General features: G+C 68.5%; 20 protein-coding genes. 6 read left to right on the top strand and 14 right to left on the bottom strand.

Going from position 1 to position 22,023, the window contains the following annotated elements:
• Positions 1 to 55 precede the first annotated feature (55 nt).
• The 3 genes from BLS66_RS05515 to BLS66_RS05505 are packed head-to-tail and all read left to right on the top strand — an operon-like array spanning position 56 to position 4,802.
• Positions 56 to 1,903, top strand: a complete 1,848-nt coding sequence (locus BLS66_RS05515; RefSeq protein WP_208596512.1) for an amidohydrolase — start codon at positions 56 to 58, stop codon at positions 1,901 to 1,903.
• On the top strand, positions 1,882 to 3,165 hold the full coding sequence (locus BLS66_RS05510; protein WP_074725353.1) for an alginate export family protein: 1,284 nt from the start codon (positions 1,882 to 1,884) through the stop codon (positions 3,163 to 3,165). The genes BLS66_RS05515 and BLS66_RS05510 overlap by 22 nt, the downstream gene beginning before the upstream one ends.
• Positions 3,159 to 4,802 carry an MFS transporter gene (locus BLS66_RS05505; protein ID WP_074725352.1) on the top strand — a complete coding sequence of 548 codons (1,644 nt, stop codon included), beginning with the start codon at positions 3,159 to 3,161 and terminating at the stop codon, positions 4,800 to 4,802. Before BLS66_RS05510 ends, BLS66_RS05505 begins: the two co-directional genes overlap by 7 nt.
• A 122-nt stretch (positions 4,803 to 4,924) precedes the next feature.
• Here the strand turns inward: BLS66_RS05505 and BLS66_RS05500 are convergent, their stop codons facing one another.
• Positions 4,925 to 5,749, bottom strand: a complete 825-nt coding sequence (locus BLS66_RS05500; protein WP_074725351.1) for an alpha/beta fold hydrolase — start codon at positions 5,747 to 5,749, stop codon at positions 4,925 to 4,927.
• 185 nt (positions 5,750 to 5,934) lie between these two features.
• Here BLS66_RS05500 and BLS66_RS05495 point away from each other — a divergent pair, with 185 nt between their 5' ends.
• A complete protein-coding gene (locus tag BLS66_RS05495; RefSeq protein ID WP_074725350.1) occupies positions 5,935 to 6,321 on the top strand; it encodes a hypothetical protein in 387 nt (128 codons plus the stop codon).
• A gap of 76 nt (positions 6,322 to 6,397) precedes the next feature.
• Here BLS66_RS05495 and BLS66_RS05490 read toward each other — a convergent pair whose 3' ends face one another.
• From BLS66_RS05490 to BLS66_RS05430, 13 genes are all read right to left on the bottom strand, one after another.
• Positions 6,398 to 7,102, bottom strand: coding sequence for a DUF2968 domain-containing protein (locus tag BLS66_RS05490; protein WP_049470692.1), 705 nt, complete (start codon positions 7,100 to 7,102; stop codon positions 6,398 to 6,400).
• Between the two features lie 105 nt (positions 7,103 to 7,207).
• A complete protein-coding gene (locus tag BLS66_RS05485; protein WP_057493757.1) occupies positions 7,208 to 9,361 on the bottom strand; it encodes a TadG family pilus assembly protein in 2,154 nt (717 codons plus the stop codon).
• An 8-nt stretch (positions 9,362 to 9,369) separates the two neighbouring features.
• Entirely contained in the window at positions 9,370 to 9,825 is a 456-nt protein-coding gene (locus tag BLS66_RS05480) for a DUF3613 domain-containing protein (protein WP_053462967.1), read from the bottom strand.
• Positions 9,822 to 10,709, bottom strand: coding sequence for a tetratricopeptide repeat protein (locus BLS66_RS05475; RefSeq protein ID WP_074725349.1), 888 nt, complete (start codon positions 10,707 to 10,709; stop codon positions 9,822 to 9,824). The genes BLS66_RS05480 and BLS66_RS05475 overlap by 4 nt, the downstream gene beginning before the upstream one ends.
• A complete protein-coding gene (locus tag BLS66_RS05470; protein WP_074725348.1) occupies positions 10,709 to 11,644 on the bottom strand; it encodes a type II secretion system F family protein in 936 nt (311 codons plus the stop codon). The genes BLS66_RS05475 and BLS66_RS05470 overlap by 1 nt, the downstream gene beginning before the upstream one ends.
• A gap of 28 nt (positions 11,645 to 11,672) precedes the next feature.
• Positions 11,673 to 12,629: a type II secretion system F family protein gene (locus BLS66_RS05465; protein ID WP_049467647.1), complete on the bottom strand. Its 957-nt coding sequence runs from the start codon at positions 12,627 to 12,629 to the stop codon at positions 11,673 to 11,675.
• A gap of 2 nt (positions 12,630 to 12,631) precedes the next feature.
• Positions 12,632 to 13,981, bottom strand: coding sequence for a TadA family conjugal transfer-associated ATPase (locus tag BLS66_RS05460; protein ID WP_049467645.1), 1,350 nt, complete (start codon positions 13,979 to 13,981; stop codon positions 12,632 to 12,634).
• Positions 13,966 to 15,222 carry a CpaE/TadZ family protein gene (locus BLS66_RS05455; RefSeq protein ID WP_049467643.1) on the bottom strand — a complete coding sequence of 419 codons (1,257 nt, stop codon included), beginning with the start codon at positions 15,220 to 15,222 and terminating at the stop codon, positions 13,966 to 13,968. The genes BLS66_RS05460 and BLS66_RS05455 overlap by 16 nt, the downstream gene beginning before the upstream one ends.
• 28 nt (positions 15,223 to 15,250) lie before the next feature.
• Positions 15,251 to 16,609, bottom strand: a complete 1,359-nt coding sequence (locus tag BLS66_RS05450; RefSeq protein WP_049467641.1) for a type II and III secretion system protein family protein — start codon at positions 16,607 to 16,609, stop codon at positions 15,251 to 15,253.
• An 18-nt stretch (positions 16,610 to 16,627) separates the two neighbouring features.
• Entirely contained in the window at positions 16,628 to 17,665 is a 1,038-nt protein-coding gene (cpaB, locus tag BLS66_RS05445) for a Flp pilus assembly protein CpaB (RefSeq protein ID WP_074725347.1), read from the bottom strand.
• Positions 17,666 to 17,690: 25 nt separating this feature from the next.
• Positions 17,691 to 18,167, bottom strand: coding sequence for a TadE/TadG family type IV pilus assembly protein (locus tag BLS66_RS05440; RefSeq protein WP_049467638.1), 477 nt, complete (start codon positions 18,165 to 18,167; stop codon positions 17,691 to 17,693).
• Positions 18,164 to 18,709, bottom strand: coding sequence for an A24 family peptidase (locus tag BLS66_RS05435; RefSeq protein WP_049467636.1), 546 nt, complete (start codon positions 18,707 to 18,709; stop codon positions 18,164 to 18,166). Before BLS66_RS05435 ends, BLS66_RS05440 begins: the two co-directional genes overlap by 4 nt.
• An 89-nt stretch (positions 18,710 to 18,798) precedes the next feature.
• Positions 18,799 to 18,987 carry a Flp family type IVb pilin gene (locus tag BLS66_RS05430; protein WP_049467634.1) on the bottom strand — a complete coding sequence of 63 codons (189 nt, stop codon included), beginning with the start codon at positions 18,985 to 18,987 and terminating at the stop codon, positions 18,799 to 18,801.
• A 681-nt stretch (positions 18,988 to 19,668) separates the two neighbouring features.
• On the opposite strand from BLS66_RS05430, the gene BLS66_RS05425 reads away from it, so the two are divergent.
• Positions 19,669 to 20,649 carry an AraC family transcriptional regulator gene (locus tag BLS66_RS05425; protein ID WP_053506970.1) on the top strand — a complete coding sequence of 327 codons (981 nt, stop codon included), beginning with the start codon at positions 19,669 to 19,671 and terminating at the stop codon, positions 20,647 to 20,649.
• Positions 20,650 to 20,884: 235 nt separating this feature from the next.
• Positions 20,885 to 22,023 (top strand): ESPR domain-containing protein (locus BLS66_RS05420; RefSeq protein ID WP_208596511.1); only part of this gene is annotated, 1,139 nt, incomplete at its 3' end.

Genomic DNA, 22,023 nt, shown 5'->3' with positions numbered 1-22,023 from the left:
CGGCCTGGCCGGTCGCGCCGCTGCCGCACTCGATTCCACTTCCAAGGAGCGTCGCATGAGCACCCTGGTCATCCGCAATGCCCGCATCACCACCCTCGACCCGCAGCAGCCGCATGCCCAGGCACTGGCCGTGCAGGAGGGCCGCATCGTCGCCGTCGGCAGCGACGAGGAGATCATGCGCGGCTGGGGCAATGAAGCGACGCTGATCGACGCGCAGGGCAGGCGCCTGCTGCCTGGCCTCAACGACAGCCATACCCACCTGATCCGTGGTGGCCTGAACTACAACCTTGAACTGCGCTGGGACGGCCTGCGTTCGCTGGGCGACGCCCTGGACATGTTGAAGGCCCAGGTCGACCGCACCCCTGCACCGCAGTGGGTGCGCGTGGTCGGTGGCTTCACCGCCGCACAGTTCAACGAGAAGCGCCTGCCGACGCTGCAGGAGCTCAACGACATCGCGCCGGATACGCCGGTGTTCCTGCTGCACCTGTACGACCGCGCGCTGCTCAACCGCGCCGCGCTGCGTGCGTGCGGCTACAGCAAGGACACGCCGGATCCGCCGGGCGGGCAGATCGTGCGCGATTCGCTGGGCAATCCGACCGGGCTGCTGCTGGCCAAGCCGAATGCGCTGATCCTGTATGCGACGCTGGCCAAGGGGCCACGCCTGCCGATCGAGTACCAGGCCAATTCGACGCGCCACTTCATGCGCGAACTGAACCGGCTGGGCGTCACCTCGGTGATCGACGCTGGCGGCGGCTTCCAGAACTACCCCGAGGATTACCAGGTCATCGAGCAGCTGCACCGCGATGACCAGCTGACAGTGCGCATCGCCTACAACCTGTTCACCCAGAACAAGGGCAAGGAAGTGGATGACTTCCGTGGCTGGAGTGAAATCCTGCAGCCGCGCCAGGGCGATGACCTGCTGCGCCACAATGGTGCCGGCGAGATGCTGGTGTTCTCGGCGGCCGACTTCGAGCTGTTCAACGAGCCGCGCCCGGAACTGCCGCCGGACCTTGAACCCGAACTGCACGACGTGGTGAAGCTGCTGGTCGAGAAACGCTGGCCGTTCCGTATCCACGCCACCTACGACGAGAGCATCACCCGCATCCTCGATGTGTACGAACAGGTCAACCGCGAGGTGCCGTTCGATGGCCTGCACTGGTTCATCGACCACGCAGAGACCATCACCCCGCGCAACATCGAACGCATCCGTGCGCTGGGCGGCGGTATCGCCGTGCAGCACCGCATGGCCTACCAGGGCGAAGCTTTCGTCGAGCGCTACGGTGTGCAGGCTGCGCGGCACACGCCGCCGGTCAGGCGCATGCTGGCCGAAGGCGTGCCGGTCGGTGCCGGTACCGATGCCACCCGCGTGGCCAGCTACAACCCGTGGGTGGCGTTGTCCTGGCTGGTGACCGGGCGCACCGTGGGCGGCCTGGCCCTGTATGGCGAGGAGAACCTGCTCGAACGCGAGCAGGCGTTGCGCCTGTGGACGCAGGGCAGTGCCTGGTTCTCCGGCGACGAAGCGGTGAAGGGCACGCTGAAAGCTGGCCAGCTGGCTGATTTCATCCTGCTTTCGGCCGACTTCTTCCGCGTTGATGACGCGCAGATCGCCGACATCACCAGCCTGCTGACCGTGGTCGGCGGCCGCATCGTGCACGCCGACGGCGATTACGCCGGCCTGGCGCCGCAGCTGCCGCCGGCGATGCCGGACTGGTCGCCGGTCAACCGCTTCGGTGGCTACCACGTTGGCGGCGCCGCCACCGGGTTGGCCGCCGCGCATCGCCACCATCACGGTGTGGCCTGCAGTACGCATGGTGCTCACGGCCATGCCGCGCGGCATGCGGCGCCCACCGACGACCTGAGCGCCTTCTGGGGTGCGATGGGATGCTCGTGCTTCGCGTTCTGAGCCTGGCGCTGCTGGCCGCACCATCGCTGGTGCAGGCCTGCGAAGGCGGTCACTGCAGCGACGCGGGCGACGGCCAACTGCAATGGGACGCCTCGCTGCGCCTCAGGGGGATGTACTACGACCCGGCCCGATTCGGTATCGGCGGCAGTGAAGACGGCTACGGCCTGCTGCGTGCACTGGCGTCGGCCACGTATGTCGAGGACAACTGGCAGGCACGGCTGCAGCTGGGCGTGCATGCCGAGAATGGCAAGGCAGGCGGCCCGGGCCGTACCGACCGAGGCGCCTTGGACGTGCAGCAGGCCTACTGGCGCTGGCAGCGCGGTGGGTTCCATCTGCAGCTCGGCCGCCAGGAAGCCGGCTATGGCAGTTCGCGGCTGTTGTCGGTGCGCGATGGGCCGAACATCCGGCTGGCATTCGATGGTGCCCGTGCAGGCTGGAAAGGCCGCCTCGGCACGCTGGACCTGATGGCGCTGCGACCGCTGGAGAACCGACCCGGCGCCTTCGATGACCGCGGCGAACGCGGTGCCCACCTGTGGGGCGCGTATGCGACCACCGCGCGGGGTCGTGGCCCAGGGCAATGGGATCTGTACCTGCTGGACTACCGTCGTGAAGGCGCGCGCTTTGCGGCGGGCTCCGGTACCGAGCGGCGGCAGACCCTCGGTGCGCGTTGGTTCGGCCAGGCCGGTGCGCTGGACTGGAACACCGAGCTGGTGGCGCAGGGCGGTGAACTGCAGACGGTCGCCGGCACGCTGGATGTCCGCGCCTGGACGCTGGCCACCGACACCGGCTGGCGCTGGACCGAGCGGCCGCTGCAACCACGGCTGGGGCTGAAGGCGGATATCGCCAGTGGCGACGGCAACCTTCGCGATGGTCGCGTGGGCACCTTCAATGCACTGTTCCCGAAATCGGCCTACTTCAGCGAGGCCAGCCTGCTGGCCCCCGCCAATCTGATGGACGTGCAGCCGACCCTGACCCTGCGCCTGCGCGACGCGGTGACGACGGAACTGGGCGTACAGATGGCGTGGAAGCATCGCCGGGCCGATGCGGTCTACACCACGCCGGCGCCGCTGCTGGCGTTGCCGGGCAGTGCCGGTGGCGCGCGCCGCATCGGCACGCAGTACAAATCCGAAACCCGCTGGCAGGCCAGCGAACACTGGCAATGGCAGCTGCAGCTGGCCTGGGTCGACGCCGGTCCTGCGCTGAAGCAGGCCGGTGGCCAGGACACGTTGTTCGCCTCGATCGTTGGAGCATGGCAATGGTGAACGCAAACGCGTCGCAACCCGTACCGGCCGAAGGCGCCTGGTCCCCCCTGAAGATCCAGATGTTCCGATCGATCTGGCTGGCAATCCTGGCCAGCAACATCGGGACCTGGGTCAATGACGTGGCCGCCGCCTGGGTGATGGCCGAGCGTACCGGCTCGCCGTTGATGGTGGCGCTGGTGCAGTCGGCCACCACGGTGCCGATCGTGCTGCTGGCACTGGCCGCCGGCACGCTGGCCGACATCGTTGACCGCCGCAGATACCTGCTGGCAACGCAGGGCTGGATGCTGATGGTCGCTGCGGCCATGGCAGCGTTGACCGCGATGGACCTGCTGACACCGCAGCTGCTGGTGCTGCTGACGTTCTGCATGGGCTGCGGTGCAGCCATGGCGATGCCGGCGCAGGCCGCGATCGTGTCCGAGCTGGTCCCGCAGCCGATGCTGGCCTCGGCAGTGGCGCTGAACTCGATCGGCATCAACATCGCGCGCTCGATCGGCCCGGCCGTCGGCGGCGTGATCGTCGCCCAGCTGGGAGCGGTCTGGGCGTTCGGCTTCAATGCGATCACCTTCGCCGCGATGCTGTTTGTGGTGTGGGGCTGGAAACGCGACCCGAAGCAGTCCAGCCTGCCGCCGGAAGGATTTGGCGCCGGCTTGAAAGCGGGCCTGCGCTACGCCAGCCGCGCCGGGCGGTTGCAGGCGGTGCTGATCAAGTCGGTCGGCTTCTTCTTCTTCGCTGCAGCGATGAACGCCCTGCTGCCGGTGGTGGTGCGCGGGCAGATGCACGGCGGGGCGGGGCAGTACGGCATGCTGCTGGGCTGCATCGGGATCGGTGCGGTGGGCGGTGCGCTGCTGTTGCCAAAGCTGCGCGCGCAGCTGGACCGCGACCTGCTGGTGCTGCTGGCGACGTTGTCGCTGGCGCTGAGCCTGGTCGGGCTGGCGCTGACCCGCAGCTGGTACGTGCTGCCGGCGGTGATGCTGGTGAACGGGTTTGCCTGGATCACCGTGCTGTCGTCGTTGCAGATCGCCGCGCAGACGGCGGTACCGGCGTGGGTGCGTGCACGCGCACTGGCGCTGTACATCATGGTGTTTTCCGCCGGCATGGCCGCCGGCGGCCTGAGCTGGGGCGCGCTGGCGCAACGCACTTCGCCGGAGCTGGCATTGCTGGTGGCGGCCGCCGGCGCGGTGATCGGAGGACTGCTGGTGTGGCGGGTGCGCATTGCAGGCACCGAGGACCTGAATCTGCGCCCTGCCGGACACTGGCCGGCGCCGGAACTGTCGGTGCCGGTATCGAATGACCGGGGCCCGGTGCTGGTGACCCTCGAGTACCGCATCGACGATGCCGATCGTGCGGCGTTCCAGGCGCAGATGCGCGCGCTGGGCACGATCCGTCGCCGCGATGGCGCGGTGGTCTGGGGCGTGGTCGAGGACGTGGCAACTCCGGGGATTCACCTGGAGTATTTCGTGACCCCATCGTGGCTGGAGCACCTGCGCCAGCATGAGCGCATCACCGCCGATGACAGGGCGATCCAGGAAGCCCTGCGGGCACTGCATCGCGGTGAGCGTGCGCCGGTGGTGCGTCACTTCGTGGGTGGGCACGATCCGTTGCCCGCCACCGTACCGCATCACCACACCGACATCTGACCCGCCACGGGTAGAGCCGGCCGCTGGCCGGCTGTGCGTGATTACGACGGATGATCGGGTTGCCGGCCAGCGGCCGGCACTACCGAAGGAGCGGCGGCGCCCTGGGGCGCCGTCGCGGGACATCACTTGCGTGCGAACGCCAGCAGGTCGGTGTTGAACTGCTCGGCGTGGGTGATGGTCAGGCCGTGCGGGGCACCGGCATACACCTTCAGCTCGGCATCCCTGATGATCTGCGAGGACAGCTTGGCCGAGGCGTCGAACGGCACGATCTGGTCGTCATCGCCATGCACGACCAGTGCCGGCACGTCGATCTTCTTCAGGTCCTCGGTGTAGTCCACTTCCGAGAATTCGTGCACGCAGTCGTACTGGCCCTTGACGCCACCGAGCATGCCCTGCAGCCAGAACGCATCACGCATGCCCTGGGTGACGTTGTTGCCATCACGGTTGGCGCCGAAGAACGGGGTGGTCAGGTCCTTGAAGAACTGCGAGCGGTCGCCGCCGGTGCCCTTGCGGATGCCGTCGAAGACGTCCAGCGGCGTGCCGGCCGGGTTGGCATCGGTCTTCAGCATCAGCGGCGGCACCGCGCCGACCAGGACCACCTTGGCCACGCGCTTGCTGCCGTGGCGGCCGATGTAATGGGCCACTTCACCGCCACCGGTGGAATGGCCGACCAGGATCGCGTCCTTCAGGTCCAGCGCCTCGATCACCGCCGCCAGGTCGTCGGCGTAGGTGTCCATGTTGTTGCCATCCCAGGTCTGGCTGGAGCGACCGTGGCTGCGACGGTCGTGGGCGATCACGCGGAAGCCGTTCTGGCCCATGAACAGCATCTGCGGGTCCCAGGCATCGGCAGACAGCGGCCAGCCGTGGGCGAACACGATCGGCTGGCCGGTACCCCAATCCTTGTAGAAGATGCGGGCGCCGTCGGCGACGGTGACGAAGTTGCTCATTGAAGGTTCCTTGGCGGAAGGGAGGGAAGGCATCGGCGGTCTGCCGGTGCCTCCGGCAGTACAGCGCAGACGCGGGCGAGGGACTTGCACCGCTGTGGCGGATTGCAGCGGATGTGACGCGTATCGCTCTGGCGGGACCGGTGCCACGTGCCGAGGATGAGCGCAACCCGCCACAGGAACGCAGGATGCCTGCCACGCGATGGTCGCTGATGCTGTGCCTGCTGCTGCCCATGGCGGCACCGGCCCAGACCCTTGTCTACAAATGCGTGGACGGACCGCATCCGGTCTGCCAGCAGACGCCCTGCCAGGGGCGTGCGGCGTGGCGCTGGGACGTGCCGGCAGAGCAGTCACTGTCCCGCGGCGCTGCGGCTCCCGTGGTTCCGGCACCGAAGGCGTCCGCCCGGCCGCGGCGTGCGACGCGGGCCCGGGGCGCGTTGATCACGATCAGTTCGGATGCGGTGGCCTGTGAGCGCGCGCGGCGCCAACGCGAGCAGGCGCTGCTCAAGCGCCGACGCACCGACTTCGTGCAGCGCCGGCAATGGGATGACGCGGTGCATGACGCCTGCCGATGAGGCGGTGGCGCGAACATGCCGGAAACAACAACGGCGCCCTGGGGCGCCGTCGTGTGCAATGCCGTGAGCGCAGGTCTCAGCGACCGTCGCTGGCCGCGGCCGGTGCGGGCAGGCTGTCCGGCTTGGGCAGGCTCAGCTCCGGGTTGCCCTGTTCGGCCTGCAGGATCTGGATGCGGCGCTGCAGGGCGTCCAGCTGGCTGTTGGTGCTCTGCACGTCGGTGCTGAGGCTGACCGCCTGCTGCTGGGCCTGCTGCAGGGCGGCACTGACCTGTGCCGACTGCGCCTGCTGCTGTTCCATTTCCTGCTGCAGGGTGCGCAGGCGTTCCTCGTTGTACGCCACCAGGCGCTCGGTGTAGCGCTTGCCCGCTTCAAGGCGGGTGGTGTCGATGTAGACCTGGGCCAGCTGTTCGGACTGCTGCGCGAAGGTGCGATAGACACGCTCGGCGTTGTCCACCGCGTCGGTCTTGATCACGCGCCAGAAGTTCTTCTCCTGGAACAGGGCGACGTAGTAGGTCAGGGTGTTGGCATTGAACAGCAGGCTGGCGCCGTAGTTGCCGTTGTAGGTGGTGCGCAGCTCGGTCAGCTGGCGCGAATCCATCAACTGCTTGAGCTCGTCCACGGTGTTGCGCACCACCGGCGCGCTGCGCGCCGGTTCGGCGGCCGCCTCACGGTCGCCACGGGCCGCCATCGCCGCCGGTGCCACCAGCATCATCGCCACGGCCAGCACTGCCGCGCTGCGCGCGGACCGGGCGAAGACCGCGCCCCCTGAAGTTTCTCGCATGTCTAGACCATCCACGGATGAGTGTGGGTTGAGTTGAAGGTGGTTCCCCGCCGGGAGTCTAGCATGGGCGCGGGCGTCGCCAAGGGCGCCCGTCACGGCTCGATTTCAGTAGACCAGCTGTGCGGCGCTGCACTGGATCGACTGCACGTTGACGTCGGTCCGGCCCAGTTCCAGGCCAAGCACGCTGGCCAGCAGGTTGGTCAGCAGGGTGCCGACGCTGTTGAGCACCGGCCGCAGTGCGGCCAGGATCGGCTTCAGCAGCGTGCACAGCAGCCCGCTGCAACTGACACTGCCGTCGGGGTTGGCGACGCCACTGCCGCCGGCGCCATCGAGGAAGCCGGCCGGTGCGGTCTGGATGTACGACGCCAGGTTGTTGCGCACGCAGCCGTTGTAGTCGATCAGGTTGCCGAGCAGGCTGTCGCAGCGGTTGATCAGCAGGCCGCCGACCAGCGAGCCCAGCAGCCCGTCGAGGACGCCGAGGCCCTGGCCGGTCACCGTCACCTTCAGCGCATCCCAGACCGGGCCGTCCTTGTGGCAGGTGGTCAGGTTCAGCAGCCCGCACGCATACGGCAGTCCCCCCGGCACGGTCCAGCTGTTGAGCGGCGCCAGCTGCTTGCTGGGATCGCCATCGCGCAGCAGGGGAATCAGTTTGTCGACGTCGTAGCGGGTGTTGGGCGGGAACGCCGCCTGCAGGTAGCGGTCGGCCAGCGCCTTGGCGGTGTCATTGGCGCTCATGCCCTGCTTGGGCGAGCTGAGCATGCCCGACAGCACGCGCAGCAGTTCGTTGACCAGGCCGGAGACCGCGTCACCGACCGCGAGCGGATTGATCCGGGTGGATCCGGTTTCGCCAGCGGCCAGAGTCAGGTTCTGCGAACTGGTCAGGGCGGGCAGGGTGATCCTGTCGTTGATCAATGGCTGGCCCAGCAGCTTCAGCAACTGTTCGTTCTGCAGGGTGGCGTCGCAGACATTGGCCTTGGAAAAGCGCTGCGCAGGGTCGACATTGCCGACGCAGGCGCGCAGTACCGACGCGTCCACCTGGATCGTCGCCCTGGGGGGACTTGCGCCGCACTGGATGCCGGTCAGCGTGCCCATGCCGTTGGCGATATCGACGTGCAGCGGCAGATGCAGGCGGGTGCCGAGCAGATTCAGCAGCGGCCCCAGCGCGAACAGGTTGTTGCTGTCCACGTCCGCCAGCAGCCGGACCTGCGCGTTGTAGGCACGGCTGCCGACGCCGCCGATGGCGATCGACGGCGGTTCGACCACGCCGGCCTGGATCTTGATGCCCAGCAGGTCCAGTCCCTTGACTGCCACGCCGTTGCCGTCGTTGGCGATGGAGATCGCGGTGTTGATCAGGTTGAGCACGTTGATCTGTGATTCCAGTGCGCTGCCGACGGTGCCGTCAGGCGAGACGACCTCGGCGAACAGGCCACCGCCGCCGGACTGGCTGCCAAGCACGATGTTGAGCTTGTTGATGTCCAGCTGGGTGGCGACCAGGTCGGACAGGGCGCGCAGCTGCGCGCCCACCGTGGAGTCGCGGCCGACCACCGTGGCGGTGGCATCGACCAGCTGCGCCAGCGAAACCTTGTTGACCGACAGCAGGCGGTTGAAGTCAGCCACGCTGAGGTTGGCGCTGACCGGGATGTTGAGGGCCTTCAACAGGCCCGAAGGGGTGACGTTGGCCTGCGCCAGGCCGTCATAGGACAGCACGGTGGCATTGGTGACGTCCAGGCCGACCAGGCGCAGGGTCGACAGCAGCACAGAATCGCCATTGGTGCGCAGCAGCTGCGAACCGACCGCGAACACCGCCGTGGGCTCGGCGCGGCGAGCCACCGCCTGCACGCTTACGGTGGGCAGGCTGGCATTCTGGCCGAAGAACGGCAGTACGCTGCGCTCGGCGATCACCTGGACCGCATTGCGCGGGTTGCTGGCATCGACGCTGGCAACGAAGCGGTTGCCGGTGCTCCGGCTGGCGCTCCAGTTGCCGCAGCGGATCTGCAGGGTGCCGGCGAACCTGTTCTGGGCCAGTGCGTTCTGCCGGGCCGCGCTGTTGTCGCTGTTGTCCGCGGTGCACAGCTCCAGCCGCTGTGCGCCGGCCAGCGCCGCCAGGTCGGCCACTTTCTGCGCATCACGCTTGGCCCAGAACAGGTAGCCGATCTCGACCAGGCCCAGCATGGCCAGCAGCGCCAGCATGACCAGCATCATCGTGACCGACATGCCGCCGCGCGGGCGGCTGAAGCTGAACTGGCGTGCGCGTCTCATGACCGACCTCAGCGTCCGGAGGAAGCGGCGTCCTTGGACCGGGCAACATCGGTCTCAAAGAAGTCCGGGATCTCGTGCTCAAAACTCTTCAGGTACCGCGCATAGCTCAACGTGGCCTGGTCACCCAGGATCGGCAGGCGCTGGCCAGCGTGCTGCCCGGATGCCTGCAGGCGGAACAGGTTGCGGGTGGCCTCGCCGCTCTGCAGGCGCGTGCGCGGCGCCGGCGGCAGGGGTGCGACGTCGGTTGCGACGGTTGCCGGTGGCGCCACCCTCCTGCCGGCCGGCGCGGGCAGCTCCACGGTGGGCAGCGGCTCGGCCTGCATCGGCGCGGTGGCCGCTGCCGACGGCGACGGGCCGCCGAGCATCTGTCCGGTCAAGGGCGGCTGCTGCGCCTGCACGGCACCGGCAACAAGCACGCAGGACAGCACAGGCAACAGGCGTCGGGTCAGGCGCATCGCGGTCATGGTGTGCTTCCGGTCGGGTGATCGGTGGCGCTGAAGCGTTCCAGCATCGACGCTGGCAGGCGCTGTGGATTGCGCGGGTCAGGTGGGTCGCGTTGCGGTTCTGCCGCCAGCCGCGTGCTGCCGGGCGCGCGTCCGCTGCCTTCGCTGGCAGTGCGCGCCGCCCCTGGGGCGTTGACGCTGGCAGCGGCCTGGCGCTGCTGCAGGCGCGTGCGGATCTGCTGGGCCTGCTGCTGGATGCTGCGCCGCGTTTCTTCGGTGAGGTTGGCCTGCACCGACAAGCGCTCTGCGGTGGCGGCGTCGCCACGCAGTACCGCCCAGAGCGCGAGGTTGGCAGTGGCCTTGGCGTTACCGGGCGAGAGTTCCAGCGCCTTGGCCAGCGGCTCGCGGGCCTGGTCGAACTGGCCGGCACGCAGCCGTGCATAGCCCAGGTCACCCAGGTAGTCGGTGTTCAAGGGCTGCAACTCGGTCGCGCGCGCCAAGGCCCGTTCGGCGCCGCCGTCGTCATCGTGGCGTGCGGCGATCAGGCCCAGCCCATGCGCGGCGGCGGCCGCCTGCGGTCCGCTGGACAGCTCGCGGTACAGCGCGGCTGCGGCGTCGGACTGGCCGGTCTCGCGCAGCGCGTCGGCCTGCAGCAGGCGCAGGGCCGGGCGATCGCCGTAGCGTTGGCGGAATGCCTCCACATGGGCCAGCGAGGCGTACCAGGCGCCCTGCTGCTGCATGCGCTCGATCAGTTCCAGATACGCGTTGCGGCTGTCCTGCGGGTCCGGTTCCGGTGGCGCAAGGCTGGGCGCCCGCACGTACTTCGGAGTGGTCGAGGCGCAGCCGCTGGCCAGGGCGGCGAGGGCGACGGCAAGCAACACGGCGGTGGTGCGCAGGGCAGGCATCAGGGCGATCCCATCTTGGACAGGGTGGTGGCCAGCGCGACCAGCGCTGGACCGGCAAGCACCAGCATCAACGCCGGCAACAGGGTCAGCATCATCACCACGGTCATCTTCACCGACAGCTTGCCGACCTTCTCCTTCAACGCGTTGCGGCGCTGTTCGCGCAGGCGGAGGCTGAACTGGCGCAGCGGTTCCTGCACCGCGCCGCCATGCGCATGCACCTGCAGGATCAGCTGCATCAGGCTGGCCAGGTCGTCATCGGCGTAGACCTCGCTCAACCGCCGCAGTGACTGTGCGCGGGTACGGCCGTGGGTATAGGCCACATTGGCCTCCTGCAGTTCGCCGCCCAGCACCGGCAGCGCATCGCGCAGCTTGTCGCCCAGTGTCTGCAGGCTCTGGTCCATGCTGAAGCCCACGCCCTGCAGTAGGCGCAGCAGGTCGATCAGCAGGGGCAGCTCGTTCTCGACCGCGCGGCGGCGGCGCTTGACCCACGACGACAGCACGAACTTGGGCAGCAGCAGCCCGGCCGCCAGCGCCCCGATCACCACCATCACCCGGGCCAGTCCGTGCGCGCTGCTGAACGCCAGTGCCAGGGCCAGCACCAGCAGCGCAAGCAGCAGGCGCAGGCCGAGATAGATGGCGGTGCCGCGGCGCGTGTTCCAGCCGGCCAGGTCCAGCAGCAGCTTGTCCTCGTTGGCCAGCAGCGCCGCCTCCAGGCGGCCGCCACTGAGCGAGCGGCCGAAGCGCTCGATCCAGCCCAGCGAGTCGCGGCGCGTGGCTTCGGTGTCGCGCGCGTCGTCGCGCGGCTGCAGGGCGGTCTTCAATGTGGCCGAGGTGCGGTGCTCGCGATGGCTGCGCACCCAGCCGGCAATGCCGAGCAGGGCCACACCGGCCGCCAGCACCAGCAGCGACAGGGCAAACCAGGCGCTGGCAGTCATCGGGCACCTCCGGGGTGGCTGCGGGCGGTCATAGCGATTTGGCCAGGCGGTACAGCAGGAACGCCCCGAGCAGCTCCAGGCCGAGCGCGATCAGCAGGATCCGGTGCCCCAGCGGGTCGTGCAGCACCGGCTGGAAGAATGCGGGGCTGGAGATCGCCATCAGCACGGCACTGGCCGGTGGCAGCAGGCCCAGCACCCAGGCCGACATGCGCGTTTCGGAGGTGGTGGCCGCCAGTTCCTGCTGGGCCTGTTCCAGGTCGCGCATGAAATCACCCATGCGCTGCAGGATCTGGTCGGCCCGGCCGCCGATGCGCACACTCACTCCGATCACCACCGCCAACACTTTCAGCACGTCCATGCGATAGGGCTGTGCGGCCAGGCTCAATGCACGGTCCAGGTCCATGCCGCTGCGTGCGTAGCGCACCGTGGTGTCCAGCAGGCTGCGCAGCGGCGCGCTTGTCTGCATCGAGGACACCTGGAACGCCGCCTGCAGGCTGTTGCCCAGCGCGGTCAGGCGGACCAGGTTGTCGAGGAAGTCCGGCATCTGGTGCAGCAGCTGCGCGCGCAGTCTGGTGATCCGGCGCATCACCCACAACCAGCAGCCCAGCAGGTACAGCAGCAGGGTCAGCGGGAACATCCAGGCCGTGCCCAGGCGCATCGCCGCAATGATCGCAAGCGCCAGTCCCGGCACCAGCAGCATCAGGGGCAGCTTCCAGCCCGGCTGCAGCCCAGCGCGCTGCAGCACGCCGTCCCAGGGCAGCACCCGGTTGCCGCTGCTGGCCGGACGGGCCGGGTCGTTGGCCGCGGCAACGGAAGGGCCGGCCGGGACCGCGCCGGTCGCGCTGCCGCGCGCCAGCTGCTGCTCGGCATGCTGCAGCGAGGCCTGGCGCTGCTCGCGGCTGCTGGCAGCGCCCCACAGCCAGACCGCCAGCGCCAGCAGCACCGAGATGATGCTCAACACGCCCAGCAGCAGGCCGGTGCCCATGCTCAGAAGTCCCCGTAGAGCGATTCACGCAGTTGCTGGCGGAACGGCTCCAGCTTGTGCGAATGCGGATGGAAGCCCAGGCCGATCCAGCGGTCGGTCTCGCGGCCGGCGGCGTCGATCTGCACTTCGTGGCGGAACATTTCCTGGGTGGTGATCAGGTTGTCGCTGACCCCGGTGATCTCGGTGATCGAGACCAGCACCCGGCGCCCGCTGCCCAGCCGCGAGATCTGCACGATGAAATCGATGGCGCTGGCAATCTGCCGGCGCAGGCTGTCCTCGCTGCCCTGGAAGCCGGCAAAGCCGGCCAGCATCTCGATGCGGTACAGGCAGTCGCGCGGCGTGTTGGCGTGGATGGTGGCCATCGATCCGTCATGGCCGGTGTTCATCGCCTGCAGCATTTCCAGCACTTCGGCGCCACGCACTTCGCCGACCACGATGCGGTCAGGGCGCATGCGCAGGCTGTTGCGCACCAGATCGCGGATGCTGACCGCGCCCTGGCCCTCGGCGCCGCCGATGCGGCTTTCCAGGCGCACCACGTGCGGGTGGTTCAGCGAAAGCTCGGCCGTGTCCTCCACGGTGATGACGCGCTCGCTGGGTGGTACGTAGCTGGCCAGGGCATTGAGCAGCGAGGTCTTGCCCGAACTGGTGCCGCCGGAGACCAGGATGTTGCAGCGGCCCAGCACCATCGCCTTCAGCAGGGCCTGCATCGGCGCGTCGAAGGTGCCCTTGGCGAGCAGTTCGTCGGGGGTGAACGGGTCCTTGCGGAACTTGCGGATGGACACCATCGGGCCGTCCACCGCCAGCGGCGAGATGATCGCGTTGAGGCGGCCGCCGTTGGGCAGGCGCGCGTCGACCATCGGGTTGGAATCATCCAGCCGGCGGCCCAGCGGGGCAAGGATGCGGCGCAGGATGCGCAGCAGGTGGGTGTCATCGGTGAAGCGCTGGGTGGCGCGCTTGAGCTGCCCCCCCTGTGAAACGTGCACATCCTTGAAGCCGTTGATCAGGATGTCCTCGATGGAGGGATCATGCAGCAGGTCGTCCAGCGGGCCGAAACCGGTCAGCTCCTTGACCAGCCCCTCGGCGACCACCTGCATTTCTTCCTCGTTGATCGGGATGCGCCATTCCTGGATGAAGCCCACGGTCTGCACCTGCACCCAGCGGGCGATGGTGTCGGGGGCCCAGGAATCGATGTCGATGCGCTCGTCCTCGATGCTGTTGAGCAGATGCTCGTGCGCGGCCGACAGCACCTTCTGGTACTGCTCGGTCTGCGCGAACGGCAGGTGTCCCGGCGGACTCTCGGGCAGCACCGGGCGGGCAACGGCATGCGGGAAAGGAGTTACCTTGTCTTCCATTGCGATCCACCCAGGGCAAGGGAGAGTCTTTCCCGCAGGCCATGCGGCTGGACCGGGCAGGCAGCCGGATCCAGCCGTGGCACGAGCGGGGCGAGGGCACGCAGGTAGGGATCGCGCGGCGCATCCTGCAGCAGCAGGTGGCCCTGGCTGGCGGCCAAGCGCACACGCGGTCGTTCAGGCAGTGTCGCCAGCAACGGCACTTCGAAGCGGCGTGCGATCTGCTCCGGGCTCATGCCGCTGCTGTCGTCGTGGCGGTTGATCACCAGCTGCAGGCGCTTCTCGCGCTCGCGCTGGCCTGCCAGGTGCTTCAGCGCCTGGTCCAGCGAGACCAGCGTGGCGATCGACGCATCGGTGACCAGCCAGATCTCGTCGGCCTGGTCCAGCAACAGCGGCGGCAGCTGCCGCAGCGGGCAGCCGCCGGCATCACACAGCACGCTGGCGAACACCCCGCGCAGGCGCTGCAGCAGCGCGCCAGGGTCGGACGGCGGCACGGCGTCACTGCCGCCGGCACGGTCCAGCAGCACCAGCCCGGAGTCATGGCGCGCCATCGCGGTGCGGGCGAGGGTGGCGTCGATGCGGCTGGCGTTGCGCAGCGCATCCTCATAGTGGAAGCGGCTGTCGAGATTGAGGTACAGCGCAAGGTCACCGGACGGCTGTGCCAGTTCCATCAGCAGGCCGTCTTGCTGCACTGCATCGCCCTGGGCAAGGGCCCGCGTCTGCTGCGCCAACACCGAAAGATGCGCGGCCAGGGTACTGGTGCCGACGCCGGCGCGCACGCCCAGCAGCACGATCAGGCGCGCCTTGTGCGCGTTCTGCGCAACCGCGGCCGGGCGTGGTGACAGCGCACGGCGCAGGGCGGCTTCGATGCCGGCGTTGTCACTGTCCAGGTCCAGCACATCGCGCAGGCCGGCGCGCAGGGCAATCACCACGCCTTCGACCTGGCCGGCGCTGGTGGCGCCGACCGCGACCAGCGCCAGGTCCGGTTGGGTCTGCTGCAGCTGCTGTGCCAGCACGCTCGAGGCAGCCGCGTGCTCGGGCCGGAAGTCCAGCAGCACCAGGCTCTGCGGGCCGCGTTGCAGGTCCTGCGCCGAGGTCGGCGCACTGCTGTCCTGCCAGTGCAGGCTGGTGGTCGGCGGCAGCTTGGCGGCCAGCCGGGGCAGCAGTTCGCGGTCGATGCCGTACAGGACCAGGTTCATCGGCGGTCCTTGCGGATGCAGCGGCTGGGCGGTGGCGTAGGGCATGGGCGTGGTTCCGCAGGCGTCATGGAGGTCAGCGCGAGAAGCCGGGCACGGGGTCCTGGCTGACCGGCCCCAGCAGCCAGGAACCCCATTCGGGAAGATGCGGCTTGGCTTCGCGCTCGCCGGGCAGCGGCAGTTCGGTGTTGCGTGCCAGCGGCTGCACCAGGCGCGGGGTGACGATGATCACCAGTTCCTTGTCCTGGCGCTTGTAGTCGAAGTTGCGGAAGAACGAACCAATGATCGGCAGGTCGCCCAGCAGTGGAATCTTGTTGACGTTGGAGACGATGTTGGAGCTGACCAGGCCGCCGATGACGAAGCTCTCGCCATCGCCCAGCTCGACCGTGGTGTCGGCGCGGCGGGTGGTGATCGAAGGGATCTGCACGTTGTTGAGCACGATCGCGTTGCTGTAGTCCAGATCGCTGGCCTCCGGTGCCACCTTCAGCGCGATCCGGTTCGCGGCCAGCACGGTCGGGGTCACGGTCAGGCCGATGCCGAAAGGCTTGTAGGTGATGGTGGTCGTGCCCAGTCCCTGCGGTTCCAGGATCGGCAGTTCGCCACCGGCCAGGAAGCTGGCGCTTTGGCCGGACAGTGCCACCAGCGTCGGCTCGGCCAGCACGCGCGCCATGCCATTGCTCTGCAGCAGTTCGACATCGGCATTCCACAGCCCCTTGGTTGAGCCGAACACCAGCCGGAACGCCGAGGAAATGGGCGACGCCGCTTCGTTGCTGCTGTTGCCTTCCTTCATGCCGGGCAGCAGGCCGGTATTGCCGGGCAGGCCGGTGCCGGGCCGTGCGAAGCCATAGGCGAAGCCGCCGTTGCGGTTCTGGAAGTTGATGCCGATCTGCTTCATCGCGGTCTTGTTGAACTCGACCACCTTGACCTCGACCTGGACCACGCCACCGCTGCTGATGGTGGATGTATCGGCAAGGACCCCATCCTTGCCCAGCGCCATCGCTGCGGTGCGCTGCGCCTGCATGTGCGAGAGCACGCTGTCGGTGTTTCCCTGCAGCAGGCCCTGCTGGTCCTGCTGGGTGAACACCAGGTCGTTGCCGCCGGTACGCGCGGCGCCCTGCACGGCGCTCTCCACCCTTACCGTCAACCGCTGTGGCTCGGCCTGCCTGCGGTGCCACAGCAACAGGGTGGTGGTTCCGGGGGTCTTGCCGACCAGCAGCGCCTGGCGCTGGCCGCGCAGCATCACGAGGTCGGCCACGCCGGGGTCGGCAATGGCCACGCGCTCCAGGTCGGCCGGCAGGGTCCACGGCCGCTGCTCGCGCGCCTGCAGCACCAGATCGTCGGCGGCCACGCTCGTTGCCGGTGCCAGCAGCACCAGCAGCAGGGCCAGCCAGCGCTGGCGGGGGGAGATGCGTGGACGGCAGCGGCGTTCGGTCATGGATGCACTCGATGCAGGTCAGAGGGAGCCGCGAGGCGCGGAGCTGTCGCCGCGGATGATCTCGATGCCGGACGCGCGCGGCGCGCTGCGGCGTGGCGCCGGCGCCCGGGCCGGTGCGTCGGCGCCGGTGCGCGCCGGCGCCGTGCCACGGCCGGCCAGCGCATCGCTGTCGATGCCGGCGAAGGCATGGTTTTCCGGGCGCTGAAGTGCCAGCTGCTGCTCCGCATCCAGCCCGCGCAGGGGATCGATCACGCCGCGCGACTGCGGAAACAGCGCCAGGTCGGGCTGGCCGGTGTCGGCGGGATTGCGCAGTGCCAGGAACAGCTTGCCTTGCTGGGCGCCCAGCAGCAGGCGATTGGCATCGGCCACGGGCACGGCCAGCACCGCACTGCGCGCGGGCTGCGCCGGCTCAGTGTTGTTGGCACGGCTGCTGCCGCTTCCGGTGATGTCGGCTGCGCGTGGATCGTTGCGGGTGTCGACGTCGCTGCCGGTGGAGACCTCCGTGGCGACCGGCGCAATGTCCTGCTGGCCGTAGCTCAGCACGCGCAGACGCGACAGCAGCAGGCGCGTCTGTCCGGCTTCGCCGGGGCCGTTGACGCTGGGCTGGGCGTTGCGCAGGTTGAGGAAGACGTCGACAAAGTCGCCAGGAAGGATGCGGTTGCCAGCACCAACCAGTTCGTCCACGGGCACGGCCAACGCGCGCTCGCCCGGCCGCAGTTGCAGCGAGAAGCCCTGTGCCAACGCGCTGCTGCTGATCGGGCTGCCTTCGGCGATGTCCTGCACCGGCACTTTGCCGACCACGGCGGCGATGCTGGTGGCGGCGCCGGCGACCGGCGTGGTGCGCTGGGCCAGGCGCAGGCCGTTGGCGCTGATCGGCTCGCCCGCGGGCAGGCGTGCCACGGCTTCCACGACGGTGATTGCCTGCGCCTCGCTGTGGGCCACCGGCGCGACTGTGGTGGGTGCGGCCGGCTTGCGTCCGATCATGAAGGCGACCAGCGCCAGCAGCACGGCCAGGCCTATCAGGGCAATGGCAGCGATGCGGGTCAACTTGAGCATGGAATCGTCTCCAAAATACCGATCATCAATTGCCGCTGCCGAGATCGAGCTGGGCGACCGCGACGCTGCGGATGGGGGCCTGCATCACCCACCGGTACAGCGTTGCGGTGCCGGGCAGGAAGGGATGGCTGGCGTAGTCGTAGCTGACAGTGACGGTCATGCACTGTGCCGTGGCCAGGCCGGCGCACGGTGCCTGCGCCGACACCACGATGGCATTGCTGCCGCCTGCGCTGCAGTCGACGTTCTGCTTGGAAAACTGCAGCAGCCACTGCATCGATGTGCGCGCGGCGACACAGGCGGCGGTGCGACGTTCGCCGGCTGTGCCGTAGCGCAGCGAGGCACGCGCACCTTCGGCCGAGGCGGTGGCCAGGGTCTGCTGCGCCGCCATGATCATCACGCCGGAAAACGTGAAAAGCAGCAATGGCAGCAGGCCCAGCATCAGCATCAGGGCGAACTCGATGCTGGCGGCGCCACGTTGCAGGCGAGGGCCGTGAACGTTCATGGTGCACCTCCGTAGATGCGGACCAGCACCCAGCCGATGGCCGCCAGTGCCAGATACGCCGCATAGGGAATGCCGCGTCGCCCCTGGCGGGCGGCCTGCATGTCGCGTAGCGCCGGATGGGATTGCCACTGCGTGCTGGTGCGGCTGACCTGCATCTGCAGGTGCCCGGGCAACAGCACGCCCAAGCGGCGGCCCGCCAGCACCACCACCGCGTGCACTCCGGCGGCGAGGCTGGCTGCCAGCCAGACCGGCAGCAGCGCCTGCCAGCCCAGCATCAGCCCCAGCACTGCGAAGAACTTCACGTCGCCGGCGCCCATCCAGCGCAGGGCGTAGAACGGCAGCAGCGCCAGCAGGCCGAGCACCGCGCCAGCGACGTGGGGCAGCCAGGGCAGGCGAGGTGCGCTGAACTGGCCGGCGATGATCGCGAGCGCAGCGATGACACCCGCAGCCACCAGCCAGGCATTGGGCACCCTGCGGGCGTACAGATCACTGATCGCGATCCGCAGGCACACGCCGATGGCCAACAATCCCAGCAGTGTCATCGCACACTCCGTCGTCCGTCACTGGACGGTCTTCACCTGGTTCCCTGCCCCCCGTGGCCGCGGGCCTCAAGGCGGCCCGCGGTCGCCGCCTAGGTCGTCGAGCCGGACGCCTTGGTGGCCAGTGCGGAGAGGTTCTTGAACAGCGTTTCGAAGAACCCCTTGATCTGGTCGTTGCCGACCGCGATCAGGACGCCAGCGATGACGGCAGCCAGCAGCCCGTACTCGAGCGCGGTGACACCGTCTTCTTCCTTCAGGAATTTGCGGACCGATGCGTTCATGACCAATGTCTCCCTCTACCTGTCTGCGGATGCAGTACACCTGCGTTGGGCGGTGGCCCGGCTCCGCCGGGATCGTCCGTGGCCCCCGCACGTCCTGGCGGGGGAGGCACGGCGGGACGGGCCCGCCGTGCTCAAGCAGGGTGATCGTTTCCCGGCGGGACACGGGCCGCGCGGTCGCGACCGCACGGCGCAGGGCCGTTGGTCGAGGCATCCGATGATGCGTGCTTGGTCATGCTGTCCCCTGGGTGCGGCCGGATCAGATGGCCGGATCACCGTGGTATCGACTTTGCCTGAATGGAAGTTGGCTGCAACAGGAACCTATATGCAAATTCGGCAGAAACCCCGCTGCCCTGAAACTTTCAGATTTTTTCTGTGACGCAAATCCATTCCCAGGCAGAACGATTCATCGTCGTGTAGATAATGTGATTCCGCATGCGAAAACCATGCCAGCGGTTCCGACATTTTCTTCACCTGTGTATCTACTTTCTTCATGCCGGTCGATGGCTTTACCGCTGCGGATTATCGGGCATACTCGCATTCAAGCTCTTGCATTGATTTGTACGATCGCATCGACGCCGGCGCGGCTGGCGTGGCAACGGAAATGGATTCTGGATCGTTGTGCGCCCTGTCAGGCAGTGGGGGCCGCAGCGGATGGCGGATCAACGGGGGGACAACACTGTCATGGTCGATGGTGGGGTAGGAGACAGCGACGACAGCGGCCTGCGGTCGATAGACCTGGCGACGCTGGGCGGGGTGCTTCGTGTCTGTGATGTCGAACTGCTGCTGCTGGATGGCAACGGGCCACGTGCGGCGTTTGCTTCGCGCGTGCACGAGGAAGCCCTGTTCTGCAGCATCAGCTGCGGTTTCCATTGCCGTGGCCGCTTCATGCTGCCACCGGACTGGGCGATGCTCGGTTACCTGCACGCCACGGATGAAACGCAGAGCTGGTGCCACGGCGTACCGCTGACGGCGGGCATGGCGTTGACGATCATGCCGGAGGGCATCAGTGAGTTCACCCTGAGCCCGGGCACGCACATGACCCTGATGCTGGTGCCGGTGGCGCGGGTGCAGCGCAAGCTGACCGAGCTGAGCCTGCGCAGCACGCCACCGGCCGGCCAGGCCCTGTCACTTTTCACCCTGGGCAGCGAAGCCACGCCGCTGGCGCGCCATTACCAGCAGCTGCACCTGCAGCTGGGGCAGGGCGCCGGCCTGCAGCCGGAAGAAACCGAGCATCTTCTGCACGAGCATGTGCAGGCCCTGCTCGGCGCGGGTGCGGCGGATCGCCCGGGGTGCAGCCGCGCGCGGCGCACGCATTATCTGATCGCGCAGCGGGCAGAAAACTTCATGCGGCTCAACCTGCGCCGCAACATCTACATGAATGAAATATGCGATGCCGCCGGTGTCAGCGAACGCGGCCTGCGCTACGCGTTCGAGGATCTGTTCGGCACTTCGCCCAATCGTTATCTCTCCATGCTGCGCCTGTGCGCGGCGTGCCGCAGCCTGTCGATGGCCGATTCCAGCCGTCGCTCGGTGAAGGCCATCGCGCTCAGCTGCGGCCTGTGGGACCTGTCGCGCTTCGCTGACAATTACCGCAAGGTATTCGGCGAGCTGCCGCGCGACACCCTGATGCGCGCCCCCGCGCAGATCGGCCAGCCGGCCTGAGCCAGGCCCTGCAAGGGTTTACCCGGCATTCGTGCCGGAATTGCGCATCCGCTTGCCGATCATGTTGCCGCTTCTGCATAACCGGCTGCCGATTCCGGCCGTGGATTTGCCGGAATGCGCGATTGCCGTGCCGGATTGAAGTGCGCCAGCTCCGTTGCAACCGCTGAAATGTCAGTCACCTGCCTCGCGGCAAGTCCACTGACATTCCAGTTGTTCGTCTACGGGGGAAATGCTCATGAACCGCATCTACCGGCGTGTATGGAACCGCCAGCTCAATGCTCTGGTGGTGGCCTCGGAACTGGCCACCGGCGACAGCGGTGGCAGTGCCGCACGCGATCCGCGCACGTCCCTGCTGATGCCCACCGCGCTGGCTCTGGCACTGTTGTGCGTGCTGGCCAGCGGCCACGCAGGGGCATCGGAGACCAATCAATCGCTGCGTGACCTGCAGGCGCTGGCTGCCAAGTATGCGCAGCCGATGCCGGTCAAGGTCGACGCGGAAGTCGCCCTGGCCGCTGCCGCGCGACAGGCGCAGAGCAGCCCGGCACTCAGCGCGGACGCCCGCGTGGGCCTGCAGCTGAACACCACGTCGCTGCCGCTGGTGCGCGACGTGCTGCCGGCCACGGTGCAGGTGAAGCTGGCAGCGAACACCGCGCCGAAGCAGATTGCCGTGCCGGCGCTGGCGGCCGATGTCCGCGCCAATGTGGGCCTGGGCAACGCCGCGGCCAACGCGGCACAGGTGGATGCGTCGCTGGCCGCGCACGTTGCGCCGGGCGCGCAGTCAACCGGGGTTGTTGTCGCTGCTGGGGCGCGCGCCAAGGCCAAGGTCGGCGTCGCCGGTCGTCAGATCGCTTCGCTTGATGCGGGTACGCACGCCTCGGCCGGCCCGCAGGGCGCAACCGCTGGGTCGCTGCCCGGGCTGGACACCACACTCGACAGCCGGACCGACGCGCGCCTGGCGGTAGCCGGCCATCACATCGACGGGCAAGGCCAGGCCAGAGCGACGGCGGCCGTCCGCTTGCCGGCCAAGGAAGAGTTGCCGGGTGAAACCCACGATCGTGCCATCAGCGCCGCGTTCGACACCGGCGCCGCCGGCAAGGTGCGCGTGCAGGCGCCGGACGGCCAGGAAGTCGTCGCCGACCGCAACCTGAAGCTGGCTGGACAGACGGCCGTAGCCGCGCAGCACAGCGCGCTCGGGGTTGGCAATCTGGTGGGCGGCGCCGTGGGCGCCGTGGGCGGCACGCTGCAGGGCGCTGCCGGTGCGGTCGGGAGCACGGTGGGTGGCGCGCTGAGCGGCACGGTCGGCACGGTCGGCAGTGCAGTGGGCGGCACGCTCAACAACACGGTCGGTGCTGTCGGTGGCGCAGTGGGCGGTGC

This window comes from Stenotrophomonas pavanii, assembly GCF_900101175.1.
GTDB lineage: Bacteria > Pseudomonadota > Gammaproteobacteria > Xanthomonadales > Xanthomonadaceae > Stenotrophomonas > Stenotrophomonas pavanii.
This window is presented reverse-complemented; position numbering and strand designations above follow the sequence as displayed.